This window comes from Mycobacterium sp. NGS17, from assembly GCF_059813205.1.
Window position 1 is genome coordinate 416042 of the sequence record NZ_JCALED010000002.1, and the last position, 17504, is coordinate 433545.

The 17504-nt window shown below is 71.1% G+C and carries 17 protein-coding genes and 1 pseudogene; 4 read left to right on the top strand and 14 right to left on the bottom strand.

Annotation, left to right across the window (positions count from 1 at the left end):
- Positions 1-5 precede the first annotated feature (5 nt).
- From AC5Y7E_RS06100 to AC5Y7E_RS06110, 3 genes are read right to left on the bottom strand one after another with little or no spacing between them, the layout of a single operon-like run.
- Positions 6-668: a TIGR04282 family arsenosugar biosynthesis glycosyltransferase gene (locus AC5Y7E_RS06100; protein WP_499947989.1), complete on the bottom strand. Its 663-nt coding sequence runs from the start codon at positions 666-668 to the stop codon at positions 6-8.
- Positions 665-1327, bottom strand: coding sequence for a glycosyltransferase family 2 protein (locus AC5Y7E_RS06105; protein ID WP_499947991.1), 663 nt, complete (start codon positions 1325-1327; stop codon positions 665-667). Before AC5Y7E_RS06105 ends, AC5Y7E_RS06100 begins: the two co-directional genes overlap by 4 nt.
- Before the next feature lie 2 nt (positions 1328-1329).
- A complete protein-coding gene (locus AC5Y7E_RS06110; RefSeq protein ID WP_499947992.1) occupies positions 1330-3096 on the bottom strand; it encodes a DUF7159 family protein in 1767 nt (588 codons plus the stop codon).
- 308 nt (positions 3097-3404) lie between these two features.
- On the opposite strand from AC5Y7E_RS06110, the gene AC5Y7E_RS06115 reads away from it, so the two are divergent.
- Positions 3405-5123: a DUF7937 domain-containing protein gene (locus AC5Y7E_RS06115; protein ID WP_499947994.1), complete on the top strand. Its 1719-nt coding sequence runs from the start codon at positions 3405-3407 to the stop codon at positions 5121-5123.
- Position 5124: 1 nt separating this feature from the next.
- On the opposite strand, the gene AC5Y7E_RS06120 is transcribed toward AC5Y7E_RS06115, so the two are convergent.
- The gene (locus AC5Y7E_RS06120) at positions 5125-6153 is read right to left on the bottom strand and encodes an NAD-dependent epimerase/dehydratase family protein (protein ID WP_499947997.1); all 1029 of its coding nucleotides are present in this window, start codon (positions 6151-6153) and stop codon (positions 5125-5127) included.
- Positions 6150-6926 (bottom strand): S-methyl-5'-thioadenosine phosphorylase, encoded by a 777-nt coding sequence (locus AC5Y7E_RS06125; RefSeq protein ID WP_499947999.1) that lies wholly within the window; start codon positions 6924-6926, stop codon positions 6150-6152. Before AC5Y7E_RS06125 ends, AC5Y7E_RS06120 begins: the two co-directional genes overlap by 4 nt.
- Before the next feature lie 84 nt (positions 6927-7010).
- Between AC5Y7E_RS06125 and AC5Y7E_RS06130 the strand changes: the two are divergent.
- Both AC5Y7E_RS06130 and AC5Y7E_RS06135 read left to right on the top strand, forming a co-directional pair.
- Positions 7011-7906, top strand: a pseudogene (locus AC5Y7E_RS06130) (1,4-dihydroxy-2-naphthoate polyprenyltransferase).
- Between the two features lie 73 nt (positions 7907-7979).
- A complete protein-coding gene (locus tag AC5Y7E_RS06135; RefSeq protein WP_499948002.1) occupies positions 7980-8987 on the top strand; it encodes a beta-ketoacyl-ACP synthase III in 1008 nt (335 codons plus the stop codon).
- Here AC5Y7E_RS06135 and AC5Y7E_RS06140 read toward each other — a convergent pair.
- The gene (locus tag AC5Y7E_RS06140) at positions 8984-9346 is read right to left on the bottom strand and encodes a DUF4229 domain-containing protein (protein ID WP_499918256.1); all 363 of its coding nucleotides are present in this window, start codon (positions 9344-9346) and stop codon (positions 8984-8986) included. The genes AC5Y7E_RS06135 and AC5Y7E_RS06140 overlap by 4 nt on opposite strands.
- 82 nt (positions 9347-9428) lie before the next feature.
- On the opposite strand from AC5Y7E_RS06140, the gene AC5Y7E_RS06145 reads away from it, so the two are divergent.
- Positions 9429-9581, top strand: coding sequence for a hypothetical protein (locus AC5Y7E_RS06145; protein WP_499918078.1), 153 nt, complete (start codon positions 9429-9431; stop codon positions 9579-9581).
- Between the two features lie 62 nt (positions 9582-9643).
- On the opposite strand, the gene AC5Y7E_RS06150 is transcribed toward AC5Y7E_RS06145, so the two are convergent.
- From AC5Y7E_RS06150 to AC5Y7E_RS06185, 8 genes are all read right to left on the bottom strand, one after another.
- Positions 9644-10960, bottom strand: a complete 1317-nt coding sequence (locus tag AC5Y7E_RS06150; protein WP_499948003.1) for a MinD/ParA family ATP-binding protein — start codon at positions 10958-10960, stop codon at positions 9644-9646.
- 63 nt (positions 10961-11023) lie between these two features.
- Positions 11024-12007, bottom strand: a complete 984-nt coding sequence (gene ccsB / locus AC5Y7E_RS06155) for a c-type cytochrome biogenesis protein CcsB (protein ID WP_499948005.1) — start codon at positions 12005-12007, stop codon at positions 11024-11026.
- A complete protein-coding gene (locus AC5Y7E_RS06160; RefSeq protein WP_499948325.1) occupies positions 12004-13605 on the bottom strand; it encodes a cytochrome c biogenesis protein ResB in 1602 nt (533 codons plus the stop codon). The genes ccsB and AC5Y7E_RS06160 overlap by 4 nt, the downstream gene beginning before the upstream one ends.
- Positions 13606-13664: 59 nt before the next feature.
- Positions 13665-14444, bottom strand: coding sequence for a cytochrome c biogenesis CcdA family protein (locus tag AC5Y7E_RS06165; protein WP_499918075.1), 780 nt, complete (start codon positions 14442-14444; stop codon positions 13665-13667).
- A gap of 16 nt (positions 14445-14460) precedes the next feature.
- The gene (locus AC5Y7E_RS06170) at positions 14461-15081 is read right to left on the bottom strand and encodes a TlpA disulfide reductase family protein (RefSeq protein WP_499918254.1); all 621 of its coding nucleotides are present in this window, start codon (positions 15079-15081) and stop codon (positions 14461-14463) included.
- A gap of 17 nt (positions 15082-15098) precedes the next feature.
- Positions 15099-15707 (bottom strand): histidine phosphatase family protein, encoded by a 609-nt coding sequence (locus AC5Y7E_RS06175; RefSeq protein WP_499948006.1) that lies wholly within the window; start codon positions 15705-15707, stop codon positions 15099-15101.
- The gene (hemL, locus tag AC5Y7E_RS06180; RefSeq protein WP_499918073.1) at positions 15707-17056 is read right to left on the bottom strand and encodes a glutamate-1-semialdehyde 2,1-aminomutase; all 1350 of its coding nucleotides are present in this window, start codon (positions 17054-17056) and stop codon (positions 15707-15709) included. The genes AC5Y7E_RS06175 and hemL overlap by 1 nt, the downstream gene beginning before the upstream one ends.
- A 79-nt stretch (positions 17057-17135) precedes the next feature.
- Positions 17136-17480: a hypothetical protein gene (locus AC5Y7E_RS06185; RefSeq protein ID WP_499918071.1), complete on the bottom strand. Its 345-nt coding sequence runs from the start codon at positions 17478-17480 to the stop codon at positions 17136-17138.
- Between the last annotated feature and the right edge of the window lie 24 nt (positions 17481-17504).

Here is a 17504-nt window from a genome sequence, read left to right on the forward strand (position 1 = left end):
GATCTCTAGAGACCGGCGGCGCGGGTGACGCCCGCGAACCGGCTGGCGGGGCCGCAGGCGTCGCGCACCGCCGCGACGTCGTCGACGAAGTCCACGTCGGCCAGCGTCTCGAGGGTAACCACATCAATGCCGTTGTCGCGCAATGCCTTCAGCGTCAAATCCCCGGTGTCGGGCACCGACATCGGCACGGTGCGCAGGCACTGCGCCGTCGCGGGGTCCGCGACGCCCAGCACCCACCAGCCGCCGTCCCGGGCCGGCCCGAGGACGGCCGGCGCGTCGAGAAGCCGGCGCGCGCAAGCCGTCAACAGATCCGCGCTCACCTGAGGCGTGTCCATGCCGATCTGCAGCACCGGAAGCCCGCCGGCCGCGTCGGTGTGCGCGTTGGCGAGCCGGTCCGCGAAATCGTCACCGCGCTGGGGAATCACGGTGAACGAAGCGAGCCGCTGCCGTATTTCGGCGGCGTTCACCGCGGCGTCCAGGTCTCCGGTCAGGGCCGCCACCCGCGCCGCCACCGGAGCGGCGGCCACGGCATCGAGCGTGTCAAGCAGTGCGGCGGCGGCGATTTCGGCGGCGACGCGATCGCCGACGGTCGCCGCGAGCCGCGTCTTTGCCCGGCCCGGCTCGGGCGCCTTCGCGACCACCAGCAGGGTGACCGGAAGGACGCTCACGAAATCACTTTCCAGAAGTCCAGGATCGCGGTGATGCTGCCCCGCAGTGAACCGCTGACCTTCGACTTGCCGCCCGTCCGCGGGCCGTAGCTGACGTCGAGTTCGACGACGCGCCAGCCGGCGGCCGCGGCACGCACCAGCAGTTCCAGCGGATAACCCGATCGCCGGTCGGCGACGCCCAGCGCAAGCAGCGCCTCGCGCCGGGCGACTCGCATCGGCGCGATGTCGTGTACCGGTAGGCCGTGGCGGGTGCGCAGTCGCCAGCTCATGACCACGGTGCCCACCCTGGCCACCCACGGCCAGTGCAGCCCGGCTACCGGCCGGCGCCGGCCGGTCACCAGGTCGGCACCGCGCTCCAACTCCGCGACCAGCCGGGGCAGATCGGCGCCGTCCATCGAGCCATCGGCGTCGATCACCGCCACGATCGGGGTCGTCGCCGCCAGCACGCCCGCGTGGACGGCCGAGCCGTACCCGGCCCGCGGTTCGGCGACGACTTGGGCACCGTGCCTGCTCGCGACCGCGGCGGTGTCGTCGGTGCTGTTGTTGTCCACCACCAACGCCCGGTATCCCGCGGGTATGGCGGCTAACACCGCGGGCAGTGACTCCTCTTCGTTGAGGCAGGGCAGGACCACCGTGACCAGGCCGTCGGTGTCGGCCACCCTCAGAATCCGTGGTGTTGGTGGGGCTGCTGCGGGAACACCGGCTGCTGCTGCGTGGGCGGCGGCAGGGTCTGCTGGGTGTGCGGCGGGAGCGTCGGGGCCTGGGTGGCCTGGGTGCTCGGCGGCGAATACGTGCTCGGCGGCGGCGCCTGGGTGGTCGCCTTGGTGCTCGGCGGCGAATACGTCGTCGTCGGAGGCGAATACGTCGTGGTCGGCGGCGAATACGTGGTGGTCGGCGGCGAATACGTCGTCGTCGGGGGCGAATACGTCGTCGTCGGCGGCGAATACGTGGTGGTCGGGGGCGAATACGTCGTCGTCGGTGGCGTGTAAGGCGTGATCGTCGGCGACGTGAAGGTCGGCGACGTGTACGGCGGGTAGTTCGGGCCCCACCCCGGGATCGGGATGGGTATCGGAATAGGAATGGGCACAATGGGATTCGGGCGGGGCGCCCAACCCGGATCGGGATTCGGCACGGCGCTGGGATTGGCCGGCGCCTCGGGAGCGGGAGCGTTCGGCACTCCGCCGCCCGACGGGGGGCCGACCTGCTGCGGGCTTGGGACGTAGCTGGGAGCCTCGACGGTGCCGCCCTGGAATCCGGCGTTGGGTTGGTCGGGCGGCGGCGGGGGCAGTGGGGCCTGCTGCTGGCTCGGCAGGATCGGCATGAACTTGCCCGGGGTGCCGTTCTGGACCCCCACCACCGGCTGCTGGCTGGCGGTCGGGCGAACGGCGACCGCGATCGCGGTGGCCAGCGACGCCAATCCGATGACCGCGAAAGCGATGACGGCGTTGCCGATCACCAACGATCGCCGCGACAGCTTCGCCGGCTCGTCCTCGTCGGCCTCGCCGTACTCGTAGTCGTCCAATTCCGCGTCGTACTCGGCGAATTCGCCCGGGTACTGCTCGCCCTCGTCGGCCATCGAGTAGGCCAGCTGCTGGTCTTCGGCGCCCGGGTCCGCGAACCCCGATGCCGGCACGAAGGCCGTCTCATCTCCGATCGGTCCCGTCGACGGCACCGCCGTGGTGGCGTCCCCGAACGCCGAAGCCATCGCGGTCTCATCTCCCGTCAGGCCGGCCGCCGGCACCATGGCCGTAGCGCCCCCCGCCTGCAGCGCCGCCGCCGTTGCGGCGGCAATCGCTGCGCCGCGGGCCAGCGCGAAGGTGGGGTCCTCGGCGACCTGCACCCGCATGGTCGACGCGTCGCGGAGCTCGTCGGCGACCCGGTTCAGCTCGGGCGACGCACCGAGCAGGTACACATCCTGCGGGGCGTCGGGGTGGGCGCCCAGGTTCGCCATCATCGTGTGGAACGCGGCGGTCGCATCGCCACCCGACGGACCCGCCAGCTGCTGGCTCGCCAGCACGGTCGGCGGCGCGTCCGGATCACCGTCACCCGAATCCACCATCGACAGCGTCGCGGTCGCGTCGTCCATCACCAGCGCGGCGCCGGGCCGGCCGGCCGCGCGCATCAGGGCGGCCACCGCCTGCGACTCCGAAAGCACCGCGACGTTGTGGACGCCGGAATCCTCCAGCGCGCGCCGAAGCTGGTCGGCGGCGGGATGATCGGTCCAGCACAGCCGGGTGCCCACCAGGTGGTGGTTCTCACCGGCCAGCAGCCGATTCGTGCCGACCACGGTCTCGGTCAGCGTCCCGATCGGATTGTCGGCGAGGTCGACGACGGATTGGTCGATCACGTCGGTTCCCTGCGCGCCGGACCCGACCAGGGCCAAGCGCGCGACGGGTCCGGTGACCGCAACCCCCAAAACGACGTCCATCCCGGCTCTCCTTCGGCTGGCTACCCCGCAACCAGCAATGTCCCGGCATCATTACACTTGCGATACCGTTGGAGTATCAATCATTCAGGCGACAAGCTTCGTCTACTAGCGCAGCGTAACCAGCTTTTCGAACGACAGGACGATTGCCGCAGGATCATCTCCGCCCCAGCAGCCGGCCACAGCCACTGCCACGGCATCCGAACGGAGAATATGTTCGCAAGCGAGCAGTGCACTTCGCCCGGCGGGGTAATCCCTCGCCGAACACCGGAAACTGCGCCAAGAATGTCGGTCCTCGCATCCCGGGAGGCATGGTGAGCCAGAGCAGCGACGACGCGCCTACCGGCCCGATCCGCAGTCAGACCCAGCAGGCGCCGGCGCCGCGCATCATCCGCCCACACGCCACGGCCGGCCCCGCGCCGGCCGCCGCGGGAGCGCAGCGGTACCGGCACGCCGGTGACCTGGCCGCGGTGGCACTGCTGATCCTGGCGGTGTTCCTGCCGTGGAACCTCTACTTCGGAGTCGGCATCCCGAACAGCAGCGCGACGCTGTTCGCGGTGCTGATCGCGGTGACGGTGCTGGCCGTCGCCGCCGTCGCGGTCGCCGGTTCCTGGCGGTCGGCCGGCGCGCGTTTCGATCCCGCGCGGGCCGCCCGGCTTCGCCTGGCGCTCAACGTCCCCTACCTGCTGCTGGTGCTCGCATTCGTCGTGTTCGACGCGTACGAGACCGTCCGCTTCGGTGGCACCGTCAACGTGCCGGGCGGCGTCGGGCCGGGGGCATGGGTCGGGATCGCCGGCTCGCTGTTGAGCGCCCAGGCGATGCCCACCGGCGCTCTCGCCGGACCCGTTCCGGCGGGTGACGAATCCACCGGGTGGCACAGGTCCGCGCGGATCATCGGCTCGCTGTCGATGCTCGCGGCGGTGCTCAGCTTCGGTTTCAACCTGTACTGGCGGGTCCGGTACGCGCTGCAAAGCACCGGCGGCACCGACCAATTCGGCAAGCAGAACATCGCTGTGATCGCGACCGCGGTGGTGTACGGCGTGGTGGCCCTGGTGGCCGTGCTGGTCGCCTCCAGGTGGTTGCTGCGCGACACCCGGGCGAGCCGGCTCACGATCGTCGCGCTCGGCGCGTCGACGCTCGCCGCCGGGATCCTGGTGTGGCTCTTGCCCGCCGGTCGTGACATCGACGCGTTCCACGGCATCGCGCAGAACACGTCCACCGCCGGCGTCGGGTTCGAGGGCTACCTGGCGTGGGCGGCCGGCGCGGCGCTGTTCGCGCCGCGGGCGCTGTTCGGTCAGCGGAACGCCTCGCCGACGGAGGAGTCGGCGTGGCGCGGCGCGACCCGAAATGGCTTGCTGCTCATCGCCGTTTGGTGCGTGGGGTCGATAGCGATGCGGATCACCGACCTGGTCGTCGGCATAATCCTGAACTACCCGTTCTCCCGGTACGACAGCATCGTGCTGGCCGCGTTCGATCTGGCCACCGCGGTCCTGGCGATCTGGCTGCGCGGCAGGCTGGCCGCCCTTTCGCCGAGGGTGGTCACGTCGCTGTGCGGGCTCGTCGCCACGCTCAGCGTCGCCCGCGTCGTCGTCGGCGTCGTGCTGGCGCCGCGGTTCGCGGACTCACCCAATTCGCCTGCGCTGCACCCGGTCTACGGCAACAACCTGGCCCAGCAGATCACCAGCGTTTTCGACGTGGCGTTGTGCGGCCTGGCGCTGGGCATCCTGGCGGCGGCTATCGTCGCCGGGCAACTGCGCGGTCGCCGGCGGGCCAATCGCGCGGCCCGCAGGCGCGCGGCCGCCGCCAACGCGGCAGCACCGACCACCCGGGTGCCGGTGGCCCAGGGCGCCGCGCCGTCGGCCGCGCCGACCACCCGCATCCCCGCCGGAGTCCCCGGCGGGGACAACGAACCGGCGACCTCGGAGATACCGCCGCTGGCCAACGCCCCGCGGATCTTTAGGGGCGACGACTCCGGAACGCGTCAAATACCGGTGCAGAAGCCGCAGATCTACCGGCCCCCGCAGGGCTGATTCAGCGAAGGGGCGCGAACGCGAATTCGCGCAGCCCGTCGCCCGGTGTGACGGCCGCACGAAAACCCAACACCTCGGCGGCCCTCGACGGATCGGCGACGATGTGGCGCACGTCGCCGCTGCGATACTGCCCGGTGACCACCGGCGACAGCGAGCCGCCGCGGGCGTCGCACAGCGCACCGGCCACCTCCAGGATCGAAATGGGTTGTCCCGAGCAGACATTGACCGCGGTGAAACCCTCGCGCTGTTGTGTCGCCGCGACGTTGGCAGCGGCCACGTCGTCGACGTGGACGAAGTCGCGCATCTGGCCGCCGTCCTCGAAAACCTTTGGCGATTCGCCTTTTTCCAGCGCCGAACGGAAGATCGCCGCCACCCCGGAGTAGGGGGTGTCGCGCGGCATGCCGGGGCCGTAGACGTTGTGGTAACGCAGCGCCACCACCGAACCACCCGTGGCCTCCGACCACGCCAGCGCGTAATGCTCCTGGGCGGTCTTACTGGCGGCGTACAGACTTCGTGGCCGCAGGCAGGCATCCTCGCCGACGAGGCGCCAGTGCAGTTCCTCCCCGCCGGCCGGGCAGCGGTGCTCGAAGATCCCGGCGTCGAGGTCGCCCCGGCGCCGGGGCAGCGGATCCACCGCTCCGTGTCGGTCGCAGTGATAACCCCCCTGGCCGTACACCACCATCGACGAGGCCAGCACCAGGTGCCGCACCCCCGCGGCGAACATCTGCGCCAGCAGGACGGTGGTAGCCAGATCGTTGTGGCCGCCGTAAGCCGGGGCGTCGGCGGCGTCCACGCCCGCGCCCACCATCGCCGCCTGATGGCACACCAGGTCCACGCCGGCCAACAGCGGGGCCAGTGCGTCGGCGTCGCGCACGTCGACGCGATGACATCCCTGCGGCAGCACCGGGTCTGGGCCGTGCGCGGCGGGCAGCAACGCGTCGACGGCGACGACTTCGTGACCCGCGGCCCGCAGCTTGGCGTCCACCCGCGCACCGATGAAGCCGGCCGCACCGGTCAGCAGCACCCTCACGGCAGCTCGATCGGCAGGGTGACCCCGGCGTGCGGCAGGCAATGCGTGCAGGTGCGGTCGGCGGCCAACCGGCCGATGGCCTGGCGGACCAGCGTCTTGAACCCGTCGATGTTCTTCGCGAATTCGGCGAACACGTCGACCGTCTTCACGCCCTCGCCGGTGCTGACACCGGCGTCCAGATCGGTCACCAACGCGATTGCGGCATAACAGATTTCGAGCTCGCGAGCGAGCACCGCCTCCGGATAGCCGGTCATGTTGACCAGCGAGAAACCGGCTGAGGCGAACCACTGGCTTTCGGCGCGGGTGGAAAAGCGCGGGCCCTGAATCACCACCATGGTGCCGCCGTCGGTCACGCCGGGCAGGACGGTCACCGCTTCGCGCAGCGTAGGGCAGTACGGGTCGGCGAAGTCGACGTGGATGCCGCCGGAGTCGAAATAGGTGTCGGCGCGGCCCCGGGTGCGGTCGACGAGCTGGTCGGGCACCACGAAGGTGCCCGGACCGAGTTCGGGATCGAGGCTGCCCACCGCGCACGGCGCCAGCACCCGCCGCACGCCGAGCTTGCGCAGGGCCCACATGTTGGCGCGGTATGGCACGGTGTGCGCGGAGAATTCGTGTTCGGCGCCGTGGCGCGGCAGGAAAGCGACCTCGTGGCCGCCGATGGTGCCGAGGGTGACCGGGGCGCTGGGCGGGCCGTACGGAGTGTCGACGGTGACGTCGCGGGAGTCGGATCCGAAGAAGGTGTAGAAGCCGCTGCCGCCGATGACTCCGAGCATCCGACCATTGTGGTGCATCACACCGAAGCGATCGCGGGTGCGGGGCCCGGGGATGGGCGGCTTTCATCCTGGCAGGATGGTCGGGTGGCCAATTTCGGGCAGTGGGTTTCCGGTGCGCGGCCGCGGACGTTGCCCAACGCGGTGGCGCCGGTTGTCGCGGGAACCGGTGCCGCAGCATGGCTGCATTCCGCGGTGTGGTGGAAGGCGCTGCTGGCGCTTGCCGTCGCGCTCGCGATGATCATCGGTGTCAACTACGCCAACGACTACTCCGACGGCATCCGCGGCACCGACGACGTCCGGGCCGGCCCGGTGCGCCTGGTCGGCTCGCGGCTGGCGGCGCCGCGGGCGGTTCTGGCCGCGGCGATCGTCAGCCTCACCATCGGCGCGCTCGCCGGCCTGGCGCTGGCGCTGTTCAGCGCGCCGTGGCTGATCGCGGTGGGAGCGGCCTGCATCGCCGGGGCGTGGCTGTACACCGGCGGGTCGAAACCGTACGGCTACGCCGGCTTCGGCGAGATCGCGGTGTTCCTGTTCTTCGGGCTCGTCGCCGTGCTCGGCACCCAGTACACCCAGGCGCTGCGCGTGGACTGGGTGGGCCTGCTCCTGGCCGTGTCGATCGGCGCGTTGTCCTCCTCGGTGCTGGTGGCCAACAACCTGCGGGACATTCCGACCGATGCCCGCACCGGAAAGATCACCCTGGCGGTGCGGCTGGGCGATGCCCGCACCCGGATCCTGTACCAAGTGCTGCTGGGGACCGCCGGGGCGCTGACCCTGGTGCTCATGCTGGCGACACCCTGGTGCGCCGTCGGATTGGTGGCCACGCCGCTGGCCCTGCGCGCGGCGGCGCCGGTGCGATCCGGCCGCGGCGGCCCGGAGCTCATCGGAGTGTTGCGCGACACCGGGCTGGCGATGGTGGTGTGGGCAATCGCGGTGGCCGCGGCGCTGGCGCTGGCCAGCTGAGCGCCCACCGGGAGTATCTATAGTGCAGACAAAGGTTTTCGAGGGCCACCCGGTGGAGTACCTTTGCGTCTGCTGGGGCGATAGCGAAGGACCGCGATGAAGCAGATTGCCGCGACCACCGGGCCCACCAACATCGGCTTACTCAGCGTCGGGTCGTACCGGCCGGAGCGGGTCGTCACCAACGACGAGCTCTGCGAGAACATCGATTCGTCCGACGAGTGGATCTACTCCCGTACCGGCATCAAAACGCGCCGGTTCGCCGCCCGCGACGAATCCGCCGCGTCCATGGCGACCACGGCCGGGCAGGAGGCGATCGCCAAAGCCTCGCTGACCGCGGCTGACATCGACTGCGTGATCGTCGCCACCAGCACGCATTTCCTGCAGACACCCGCGTGCGCCCCATCGGTAGCGGCGGCGCTGGGCGCCACCGGCGTGCCCGCGTTCGACGTCTCGGCCGGGTGCGCCGGCTTCGGCTACGCGCTGGGCGTGGCGGCCGACATGATCCGGGGTGGCACCGCGGCCAAGGCGCTGGTGATGGGTTCGGAGAAACTGTCCCCGACCGTGGACATGCAGGACCGCACCAACTGCTTCATTTTCGCCGACGGCGCCGCCGGCGTGGTGGTGGGTGAGACACCGGACCAGGGCATCGGCCCGACCGTCTGGGGCAGTGACGGCGCGCAGGCGACGGCCATCCGCCAGGACATCGACTGGATCGACTACATGGACCGCCCGACGGGCCCGCGGCCCTTCCTGCGGCTCGAGGGCAGCGCGGTATTCCGTTGGGCGGCATTCGAGATGGGCAAGGTCGGCCGGCAGGCCATGGACGCGGCAGGCGTCCGGCCCGACGAGATCGACGTGTTCCTGCCGCATCAGGCCAACAGCCGGATCAACGACGTGCTGGCCAAGGGCCTCGAGCTGCGTCCGGACGCGGTCGTCGCCAACGACATCGAGCACACCGGGAACACGTCGGCGGCGTCCATCCCGCTGGCGATGGCCGAAGTGCTGGCGACCGGCGCGGCCAAGGCCGGCGATCTGGCCCTGCTGCTCGGCTACGGCGCCGGCCTGAGCTATGCCGCACAGGTCGTGCGGCTGCCGAGCGGCTAACCGGGCCCCGAATCGCGGCCGCCCTCGTCCGGCGTGGCCTCGGCGTCCCCGTGCAGCCGGGCTTGCAGCAGTTCGCGCTCCCGGCGCCGCCGCTCCCCGGCGATCGCCAGCGCGGCGGTGGCGCGGCGGCGCAGCGGCGCGAACACCAGCATGCCCAGGGGCATCGCGATGATCAGGGCGAACAGCACCGCCACCACGATCGGGAACTGCGAGATGCCCGCCAAGCGGGCGACGCCGTAGATGACGCCGGTGAGCACGACCGCCAGCAGCACCCGCGCCGTCAGGTACGCCGCCACCGGGATGGCGACGCGGCTTGCGCCCTGTCGCGCCGTGCCCTGGTTCGCGGCGTGGTCCCGCATGCCGCCGGTGCTGTCGTCGCTAGCTTCTTGTGACACAGGGTGAGCCTACGGCGCGGGTATATTCGCCCCAAGGAGGTGTTGCGTGCTCTACCTGCTGCTCGTCGTGATTTTGGGGACGCTGATCTACGTCGGCTGGCGTGCCGCGCGGTCGCAGACCCACCGGCCGAAGACGCGCGTCATCGGACCCGACGACGATCCGGATTTCCTGCGGCGGTTGGGTCACGGCGACAGCTGACCGGCACTAGCCGATGGCGGCGGCCCGCGGCGCCCGGCTCCGCCGCGCTTGCGACCGCCGACCTAGCCGAGCACTCCCGGGTTGTGCTGGTCGCCGGGGAACCCGTCGGCGACGATGGCGGCCAGCTCGGTGAGCGCTTCGCGCGTCCCGCGCCGTAACCGGTCCAGTTCGATCTCGGCGCCCTCTTCCAGGTGCGGGTCGAAGGGGACCAGCTGCACCGCGCGGCAGCGCCGGGAGAAGTGGTCGATCACCTTGTTCATGTCGACCTTGCCCGGCCGTGGCTTGACCCCGTTGATGACCGCGATGGAATTGCGGACCAGGTCCTCGCGGCCGTGGGCGTCCAGCCAGTCCAGCGTCGCCGATGCGCTGCGCGCGCCGTCGATGGACGCCGAGCTGACCACGACGAGCGCGTCGGCCTTGTCCAGCACCGAGCTCATCACCGAGTGCAGCAGGCCGGGCCCGCAGTCGGTGAGCACCAGGCCGTAGAACCGTTCCAGGATGTCCAGGACGCGCACGTAGTCGTCGGCGCCGAACGCGTCCGAGATGCCGGGGTCCGTTTCGGACGCCAGCACCTCCAGGCCGCTCGGCCCCTTGGAGGTGTAGCGGCGCACGTCGCTGTAGCGCTCGACGGTTCCCGCGTCGTGCAGCAGCTGGCGCACCGTCGCGGCCGTCTCCAGCGGGATCTTCTGGCTCAACGTGCCGCGGTCGGGGTTGGCGTCCACGGCGACCACCCGGTCACCGCGGATGGAGGCGAAGGTCGCGCCCAGCGTCGCGGTGATCGTGGTCTTGCCGACGCCGCCCTTCAACGACAAAAAGGCCACTCGGTAGGAACCCCGCAGCGGCCGGTTCACCTGGGCGACCAGGTTGTTGTACCTCGTGGCGCGAGGGCTCTCGCCCAAGTTGATCAGCCCGCCGGACAGCTTGAACAGCAGCAGCCGCCATCCGTCCGACGGCGGCGGGGCCACCGGCCGCAGCAGCATGCCGGTGGACAGCTCCGGATACGGCGTGTGCGGCAGGTGCTCCGGCCGCTGCGGCGCCCCCTGGAACTGCGTGGGCGGCGCGTCCGGGCCGGTGTAGTAAGCGCCATACGCCGTCGGATCGACCCGTGGGATGCCGGTCACCGGCGTGGCGTCCCAGGGCGGCATCCCGCCCGGCCTGGGGGCAGTGGGCGGTGCAGCCTGCTGGCGTTCGGGACCGGGCACGCGGCGTTCGGTGCGGAAACCGGCGAAGGCGCGGGTCGGGGCCTCGGCACCCGAGCCACCCGATTCGGCCTGGGGTTCGGCGCCCTCGTGCTGGGCCGGCGCGGACTCCGTCTGCGGGGGTATCTGCGTGGTCGGTTGTTCGGGCGCCCCCACGCCCGACGTTGGCTGCTCGGTCACTGCACTCCCCTTTGTTGTGCGGTCTTCAGCGTGTTGTGCGTTGCTTGGGCCGGTTGAGCACCGTCACCCGACGCCCGCATACGAATGCAGGCCCACAGTGACCAGGTTAACGAAGAACAAGTTGAAGACCATGGCCACAAACCCCGCGACGTTGATCCAGGCGGCCTTCCTGTCCCGCCATCCCGCAGTCGACCTGGCGTGCAGGTACGCGGCGTAAATCACCCAGGCGACAAAGGACACAGTCTCTTTCGGATCCCAGCCCCAATATCTGCCCCACGCCTCCTCGGCCCAGATCGCACCGAAGATGACGCCGAAACCGAACACCGGAAAGGCGAAAATCGTCGTCCGATAGGCGATGCGGTCCAGCGTCTGCGCGTCGGGGAACCGCTGTATCAGCCGGCTCAGCGCGCTGCGCTCGGTGCGGTCGGGCTCTGCCAGCGGCGACGTCCGCAGCAGGAACAGGATGCTGGCGATGCCGGCGACCAGGAACACCCCCGAGCCGAGGCTGACCACCGACACATGGATCGGCAGCCAGTAGGACTGCAGGGCGGGCATCACCGGCGCGGCGTTGGTGTAGAGCCACCGACCGGACACGGTGAGCAGGATCAACACCGGCAGCAGCAAGAACACCCACAACGGGCGGTATTGCGGGCGGCGCAGCACGATCGCCCCGGCGATCAACCCGCACAGGCAGGTCAGGTTGATGAACTCGTACATGTTGCCCCACGGCACCCGCAGGGTGGCCAGGCCGCGCAGCACCAGGCAGGCCAGCAGCAGTCCGGTGGCCAGGTAGACCACGGACAGCCCGGCCCGGCCGACACGCTCGTCGATCGGGCGTTGGGCCGCCTCGTTCACCACGCCGGGGGTGGCGGAGTCGGCGCTGACGGCGCCGGCCAACACCCGGGCCCGCTGATCCGCGCGGCGCCCGCCGGCGTAGGCCAGCTCGAAGGCCAGCAACAGCAGCGCGATCACCAGCGCCACCACCGCCGACGTGAACGCCCAGTCGGAGTAGCGCGCCAGCTCGACGTTGACGTGCACGGTATTCATTTGACGTCCACCTCAGAACTCCTCTTGGACGCTGCGGGTGTCGCGTCGCCGTCGGACGCGGTGGGCGGCTCGGCGCGAGCGATGCCGGAGACCAGCCGCTCGGACAGCCGTTCGAACTCGTCGCCCCAACCGGAGTTGTCGGTGCGCGCGAGGCCGCCCAGTTCGACGTTCACCGTACCGGGCGACCCGCCGGCGTCGGGCGTCAGACGGACCCACACCCGGCGGCGGCGCACCAGCAGCGACACCACCAGACCGCCCATCATCGTGATCGCGAAGACCAGCACCCAGGCCTGCCCGGGGTCGTGCGAGACCTGCAGGTTGACGAACGGGACGGCGCCGTCGAAGCGGACCACGGTGCCGGCCGCCGGCCCCTGGTCGATCCGGACCGATTGACCCGCCCGCAGATTGACCCGCTTCTCCTTGGTCAACCGGTGCTGCTCGATCAGGCGGGGATCCAGCGTGAACAGCGACTGCGGCCGCCCGGTGTCCAGCCCTGTGTCACCGCGATAGATGTCGACGGCCACGGCCGGGGCGTCCAGCGCCGGGAACCGCGAGGACAGCAGCGTGCCCTCGAGCTGCTCGGTCGGGGCCAGCAGTCCCTGGATGGCGATCTCGTGGTTGCGGCGCTCCGCGGGGCTGGGATAGCTGCCGGCGGGTGGATCGATGCGCACCACACCCGACGACAGCAGGGTTTGCGGATTGTCGGGCCGCCACTGCACCGTCGCCGTGCGGATCTGCCCGTCCGGGAAGGTGACGCTGAAGGTGGGTGCGTAGCCGTGTCCCTGCAGGTAAACCCGGTCGCCGCCGAGCCGCAGCGGGTGGTTGACCTCCAGCTGGTAGTGGCGCCAGGTGTTGGCGGTCAGGTCCCTGCCGGACTGGTAGTCGATGTTCGCTGCGAACGACGTGGCCTGCCCGGACGGCAGATAGTGCGCCGCGAAGTCGTCGACCCGGATGCACAGGGGGTGCAGCGAGGTGCCGTCGACCGTGTTGCCGGCCCGGAACGAATCGAACGCGGCCGGGGAGGCCGAACAGAAGCCGGGGCCGCCGTCGGCGATGACGATGACGTTGCCCTCGTAGCCGAAGAGCTTGCCGACGGCCACCGCGACCAGCAGGCCCAGCAGGGAGAAGTGGAAGACGATGTTGCCGAACTCGCGCAGGTAGCCCTTCTCGGCGGACACCTCGACGGTGTCGTCCTGATGCCGGATGGCGGTGCGCCACCCGCGCAGCTGCGCGGTCAGCGTGTTCGCCAGGGCGTTCAGCTCGTCGGCGGCGGCCTGGATCTGCCGGCGCGAGTACTTGGGCAGCCGGGCCAGGTTGCGCGGCGCGGCCACCGGGGTGGACCGCATGCTGCGGACGTGCTCGATCATCCGCGGGGTGAGGCAGCCGACCAGCGATACGAACAGCAGCACGTAGATGGCGGTGAACCAGAAACTGGAGAAGACGTTGAAGGCCTGCAACCGATCCAGCCACGGCCCGATCACCGGGTGGGCTTTCAGGTAGTCGTCGACCTTGCCGGCGTTGAGGCTGCGCTGCGGCAGCAGCGCCCCCGGGATCGCGCCGAGCGCGAGCAGGAACAACAGCACCAGCGCGGTGCCCATCGAGGTCAGTGCGCGCCAGGTGTTGCGGCCTTTTTGAACAAGCCCTGCGACGACGTGCCTCAAATCGGCAACCTCACGTCGGACACGAACGCGTCGCGCAGCCACGCGACGAAGTCATTCCAGACACCTGTGACCAGCAGCGCGCCGACGGTGATCAGCAGGATGCCGCCGAAGATCTGGATGGCCCGGGTGTGCCGGCGCAGCCAGCCCAGGCCGCCCACCGCGCCCGCCGAGCCGAACGCCAGCAGCACGAACGGGATGCCCAGGCCCAGGCAATACGCGATCACCAACACGATGCCGCGGGCCACGCTCGCGCCGTCGGTGGCCGAGGCGACGGTGATCACACCGGCCAGCGTGGGCCCCAGGCACGGCGTCCAGCCCAGGGCGAACACCGCACCCAGCAGCGGCGCCCCGGCGACCGTGGTCAGCTGGCGCGGACTGAACCGGGCCTGGCGCTGCAGGGCCGGGATGAGGCCCACGAACACCAGGCCCATGACGATGGTCAGCACTCCCCCGGCCCGTTGCAGCAGCAGCTGGTTGGTGATCAGCGTGGTCGTCATGCCGAGGACGGCGACGGTGCCGAGCACGAACACGGTGGTGAAGCCGGCGACGAACAACGCCGCCGATCCCGCGACGCGCCAGCGGGCGCCCGGCGGGGCTTTAACCGCACCCGCCGGCGGCTGTTCGTCCACGCCGACGACCGCGGCCAGATACGACAGGTAGCCGGGCACCAGCGGCACCACGCACGGCGAGGCGAACGACACCAGCCCCGCCAGCAGGCAGGCGCCGAGGGCCACCAGGAGCGGGCCGGCGGCGGCGAGCTGGGTGAATCCGGTCATCGCCGGCTCGAGCCCGTCACGGCGCCGCCTGGCCGACCGGGGTCGGCGAGGCCTCGCCGGCCAGTCGTTGCACCACCGGCCGCAGGTCGGACGCCAGCAGTTCGCGCAGGAAGACCGCCGCGACGCGGTGCTGGCGGTCCAGGACCAGCGTGGACGGGATCACGGTGGTGGGGTATTTGCCGCCGAACGCGATCAAGGTGCGCATCGGCGGGTCGTAGATGGACGGGAACGTCACCGCGCGGTCGTTGACGAAGTCCAGCGCCGCTTGGCGGTTGTTGTCCCGGACGTCGATGCCGAGGAAGGACACCCCGGCGCCGCGGGTGGCGTCGTACACCTGCTGCAGCTGGGTGACCTCGGCCCGGCACGGCCCGCACCACTGCCCCCAGATGTTGATGACCACGACCCGGCCGGCGAAGATCGGGTCGTCCAGCGACAGCGTGTGCGCCGGGTCGGCCAGGTCGGGTCCGGCCAGCGGGCCGGGCCGGCCGCGGCGCGACGGCGGGTCGTAGTAGATGTCGGTCTTGCCGCCGGGCGAGACGAACTCGAAGGTGCCGCCCTGGGCGACGGCGTCGTGGCCCGAGGAGCAACCGGCGACCAGGCCGGGCAGCAGGGCCGCCGCCAGCACGGCCCCGGCCATCGCCTGTCGTCGCGCGGTCAAGGCGCCGCCGGTTCGCTGTACTCGACGTCGAGCAGCCGGTCGCCGTCGTAGACCAGCGTCGTCACCGACGCGAGCCCGCACTGCCGCCGCCGCGGGTCGTGCCACAGCCGGCGGCCGGTCGCGTGTAGCCGCAGCGTCCACACCGGCAGTTGGTGGCTGACGCACACCACCTCGTGGCCGGCGCCGCGGGCGCGGGCCTTGTCCACCGCCGTCTGCATCCGGGCTGCGATCTCGGCGTACGGCTCACCCCAGGACGGCCGGAACGGGTTGCGCAGCTGCCACCACACCCGCGGGTCGCGCCAGGCGCCGTCACCCGGGCTGACCCGTTTGCCCTGGAAGAAGTTGGCCGATTCGATCAGATCTGGGTCGGCGTCCACGGCCAGGCCGTGCTCGGCGGCGATGGGCGCGGCGGTCTCCTGGGCCCGTTCCAGTGGCGAGGCGATCACCGCGACGATGTCGCGGTGAGCCAGCGCGTCGGCCACCGCGGCAGCTTGCGCTCTGCCGTTGTCGGAGAGGTGGAATCCGGGCAGCCGCCCGTAGAGGATGCCGCTCGGGTTGTACACCTCCCCGTGCCGCACGACGTGCACCCGGGTGCGCTCGGCCATCAGGACTTCCCCTCCTCGGCTTGGGCGGCGGCCCTGGCCGCGGCCGGCAGGGCGTCGGCGATCCGGTCGAACGCGCCGTCGTCGAGCGCGGTCGAAACGAACCACGCCTCGAAGGCGCTGCACGGCGGGTAGACGCCCGCGTCCAGCAACGCGTGGAAGAACGGCGGGTAGCGCCACGTCTGGGTGGCCCGCGCGGACGCGAAGTCCGTCACCGGGGTTTCGGAGAAGAACACGCTGAGCATGTTGCCGGCCCGCGGAATCTGATGCGGCACACCGGCATTCGTGAGCGACTCGGAGAACAGCCCGGCCAGGCGATCGGCGTTGGCGTCCAGGGTGGCGTAGGCGGCGGCGTCGGCGTTGCGCAGGGTGGCCAGCCCGGCGGCCATCGCGACCGGGTTACCCGAGAGCGTGCCCGCCTGATACACCGGGCCCAGCGGCGCCAGTCGCTCCATCACGTCGGCCCGGCCGCCGAACGCGGCCGCCGGCAAGCCGCCGCTCATCACCTTGCCGAAGGTGAACAGGTCGGCCTCGACGGGATCGATTCCGTACCAACCGCTTCGGCTGACCCGGAAGCCTGTCATCACCTCGTCGATGATCAGCAGCGCGCCGTGCTCGGCGGTGATCGCGCGCAGCGCCGCGTTGTAGCCGGGCGCGGGCGGGACCACGCCCATGTTGCCCGGGCTGGCCTCCGTGATCACCGCCGCGATCTGCTCGCCGAACCGGGCGAAGCTCTGCCGCACGGCGTCGATGTCGTTGTAGGGCAACACGATTGTGTCGGCCGCCGTCGCGCCCGTGACTCCCGGCGAGGACGGCAGTCCGAGCGTCGCCACCCCGGAGCCCGCGTCGGCGAGCAGCGCATCGACATGGCCGTGGTAGCAGCCGGAGAACTTGATGACCTTCGCGCGGCCGGTGAAGCCGCGGGCCAGCCGGACCGCGCTCATGGTGGCCTCGGTGCCGGAGTTGACCAGCCGGACCCGCTCGACCGGCGCGACCCGCCCGATCATCTCGGCGGCCAGCTCGCTCTCGGCCGGTGTGGGCGCCCCGAAGGACAGGCCCGACGCGGCGGCCTTGGTGACGGCCTCGACGACGGCAGGGTGCGCGTGACCCAGGATCATCGGGCCCCACGAGCAGACCAGGTCCACGTAGCGGTTGCCGTCGGCGTCGGTCAGGTGGCAGCCGCGCGCCTCGGTGATGAACGGCGGCGTCCCGCCCACCGCGCTGAACGCCCGGACCGGGGAGTTCACGCCACCGGGAATGACGGCGCAGGCGTCCTCGAACAACCGGGCCGACGACGCCGTGGCCCTGGGGACCCCGGTGGCGCGCGCGGTCGCCTGATCACTGCTTCCCATGACGACCAGTGTCCCAGCCCGCGCGGCACGTTCCACTACAGGGTGTAGCAGAACGTGCTATGAACGGGCGGCGCGCTGGTTAGTCGGCGTCCTGCTGGCCGGCTTCCTGCGCCGCGATGAAGTTGCGGCGCGCGGCCTCGCGTTCTTTTGCCGCCGTCCGCCGGTGCGCGGCGACATCGCCGAGGCCCTCCGCGACGGCTCGTTCCGCGACTTCGGCGGCGCGCTCGTGCGCGGCACCGGCTTCGTAGTGACGCTGGACCGAGCGTTGATGGGCCGCCTGGTCGCGCAGGCTGGATTGCTCGGCGTGCTCGGCGGCACGCTCCACGTCGTCCGCGGTGACGGCCTGGCCCGCGGACAGCTCCTGCCCCCGGCGCAGCAGCTCCTCGGCGCGCTGGGCGGCCTCGTTACCCGCTGCCTCTCCCATGAGACGACAGTAGACCGATTGATG

Coding starts and splice junctions, on each gene's coding strand:
- AC5Y7E_RS06165 (WP_499918075.1), bottom strand. CDS start 14,444: ATGACCGGATTCACCCAGCTCGCCGCCGCCGGCCCGCTCCTGGTGGCC.
- AC5Y7E_RS06115 (WP_499947994.1), top strand. CDS start 3,405: ATGGTGAGCCAGAGCAGCGACGACGCGCCTACCGGCCCGATCCGCAGT.
- hemL (WP_499918073.1), bottom strand. CDS start 17,056: ATGGGAAGCAGTGATCAGGCGACCGCGCGCGCCACCGGGGTCCCCAGG.
- ccsB (WP_499948005.1), bottom strand. CDS start 12,007: ATGAATACCGTGCACGTCAACGTCGAGCTGGCGCGCTACTCCGACTGG.
- AC5Y7E_RS06170 (WP_499918254.1), bottom strand. CDS start 15,081: ATGGCCGGGGCCGTGCTGGCGGCGGCCCTGCTGCCCGGCCTGGTCGCC.
- AC5Y7E_RS06160 (WP_499948325.1), bottom strand. CDS start 13,605: ATGGGCACCGCGCTGGTGCTGTTGTTCCTGCTCGCGCTCGGCGCGATC.
- AC5Y7E_RS06125 (WP_499947999.1), bottom strand. CDS start 6,926: ATGCTCGGAGTCATCGGCGGCAGCGGCTTCTACACCTTCTTCGGATCC.
- AC5Y7E_RS06110 (WP_499947992.1), bottom strand. CDS start 3,096: ATGGACGTCGTTTTGGGGGTTGCGGTCACCGGACCCGTCGCGCGCTTG.
- AC5Y7E_RS06135 (WP_499948002.1), top strand. CDS start 7,980: ATGAAGCAGATTGCCGCGACCACCGGGCCCACCAACATCGGCTTACTC.
- AC5Y7E_RS06175 (WP_499948006.1), bottom strand. CDS start 15,707: ATGGCCGAGCGCACCCGGGTGCACGTCGTGCGGCACGGGGAGGTGTAC.
- AC5Y7E_RS06140 (WP_499918256.1), bottom strand. CDS start 9,346: ATGCGGGACCACGCCGCGAACCAGGGCACGGCGCGACAGGGCGCAAGC.
- AC5Y7E_RS06185 (WP_499918071.1), bottom strand. CDS start 17,480: ATGGGAGAGGCAGCGGGTAACGAGGCCGCCCAGCGCGCCGAGGAGCTG.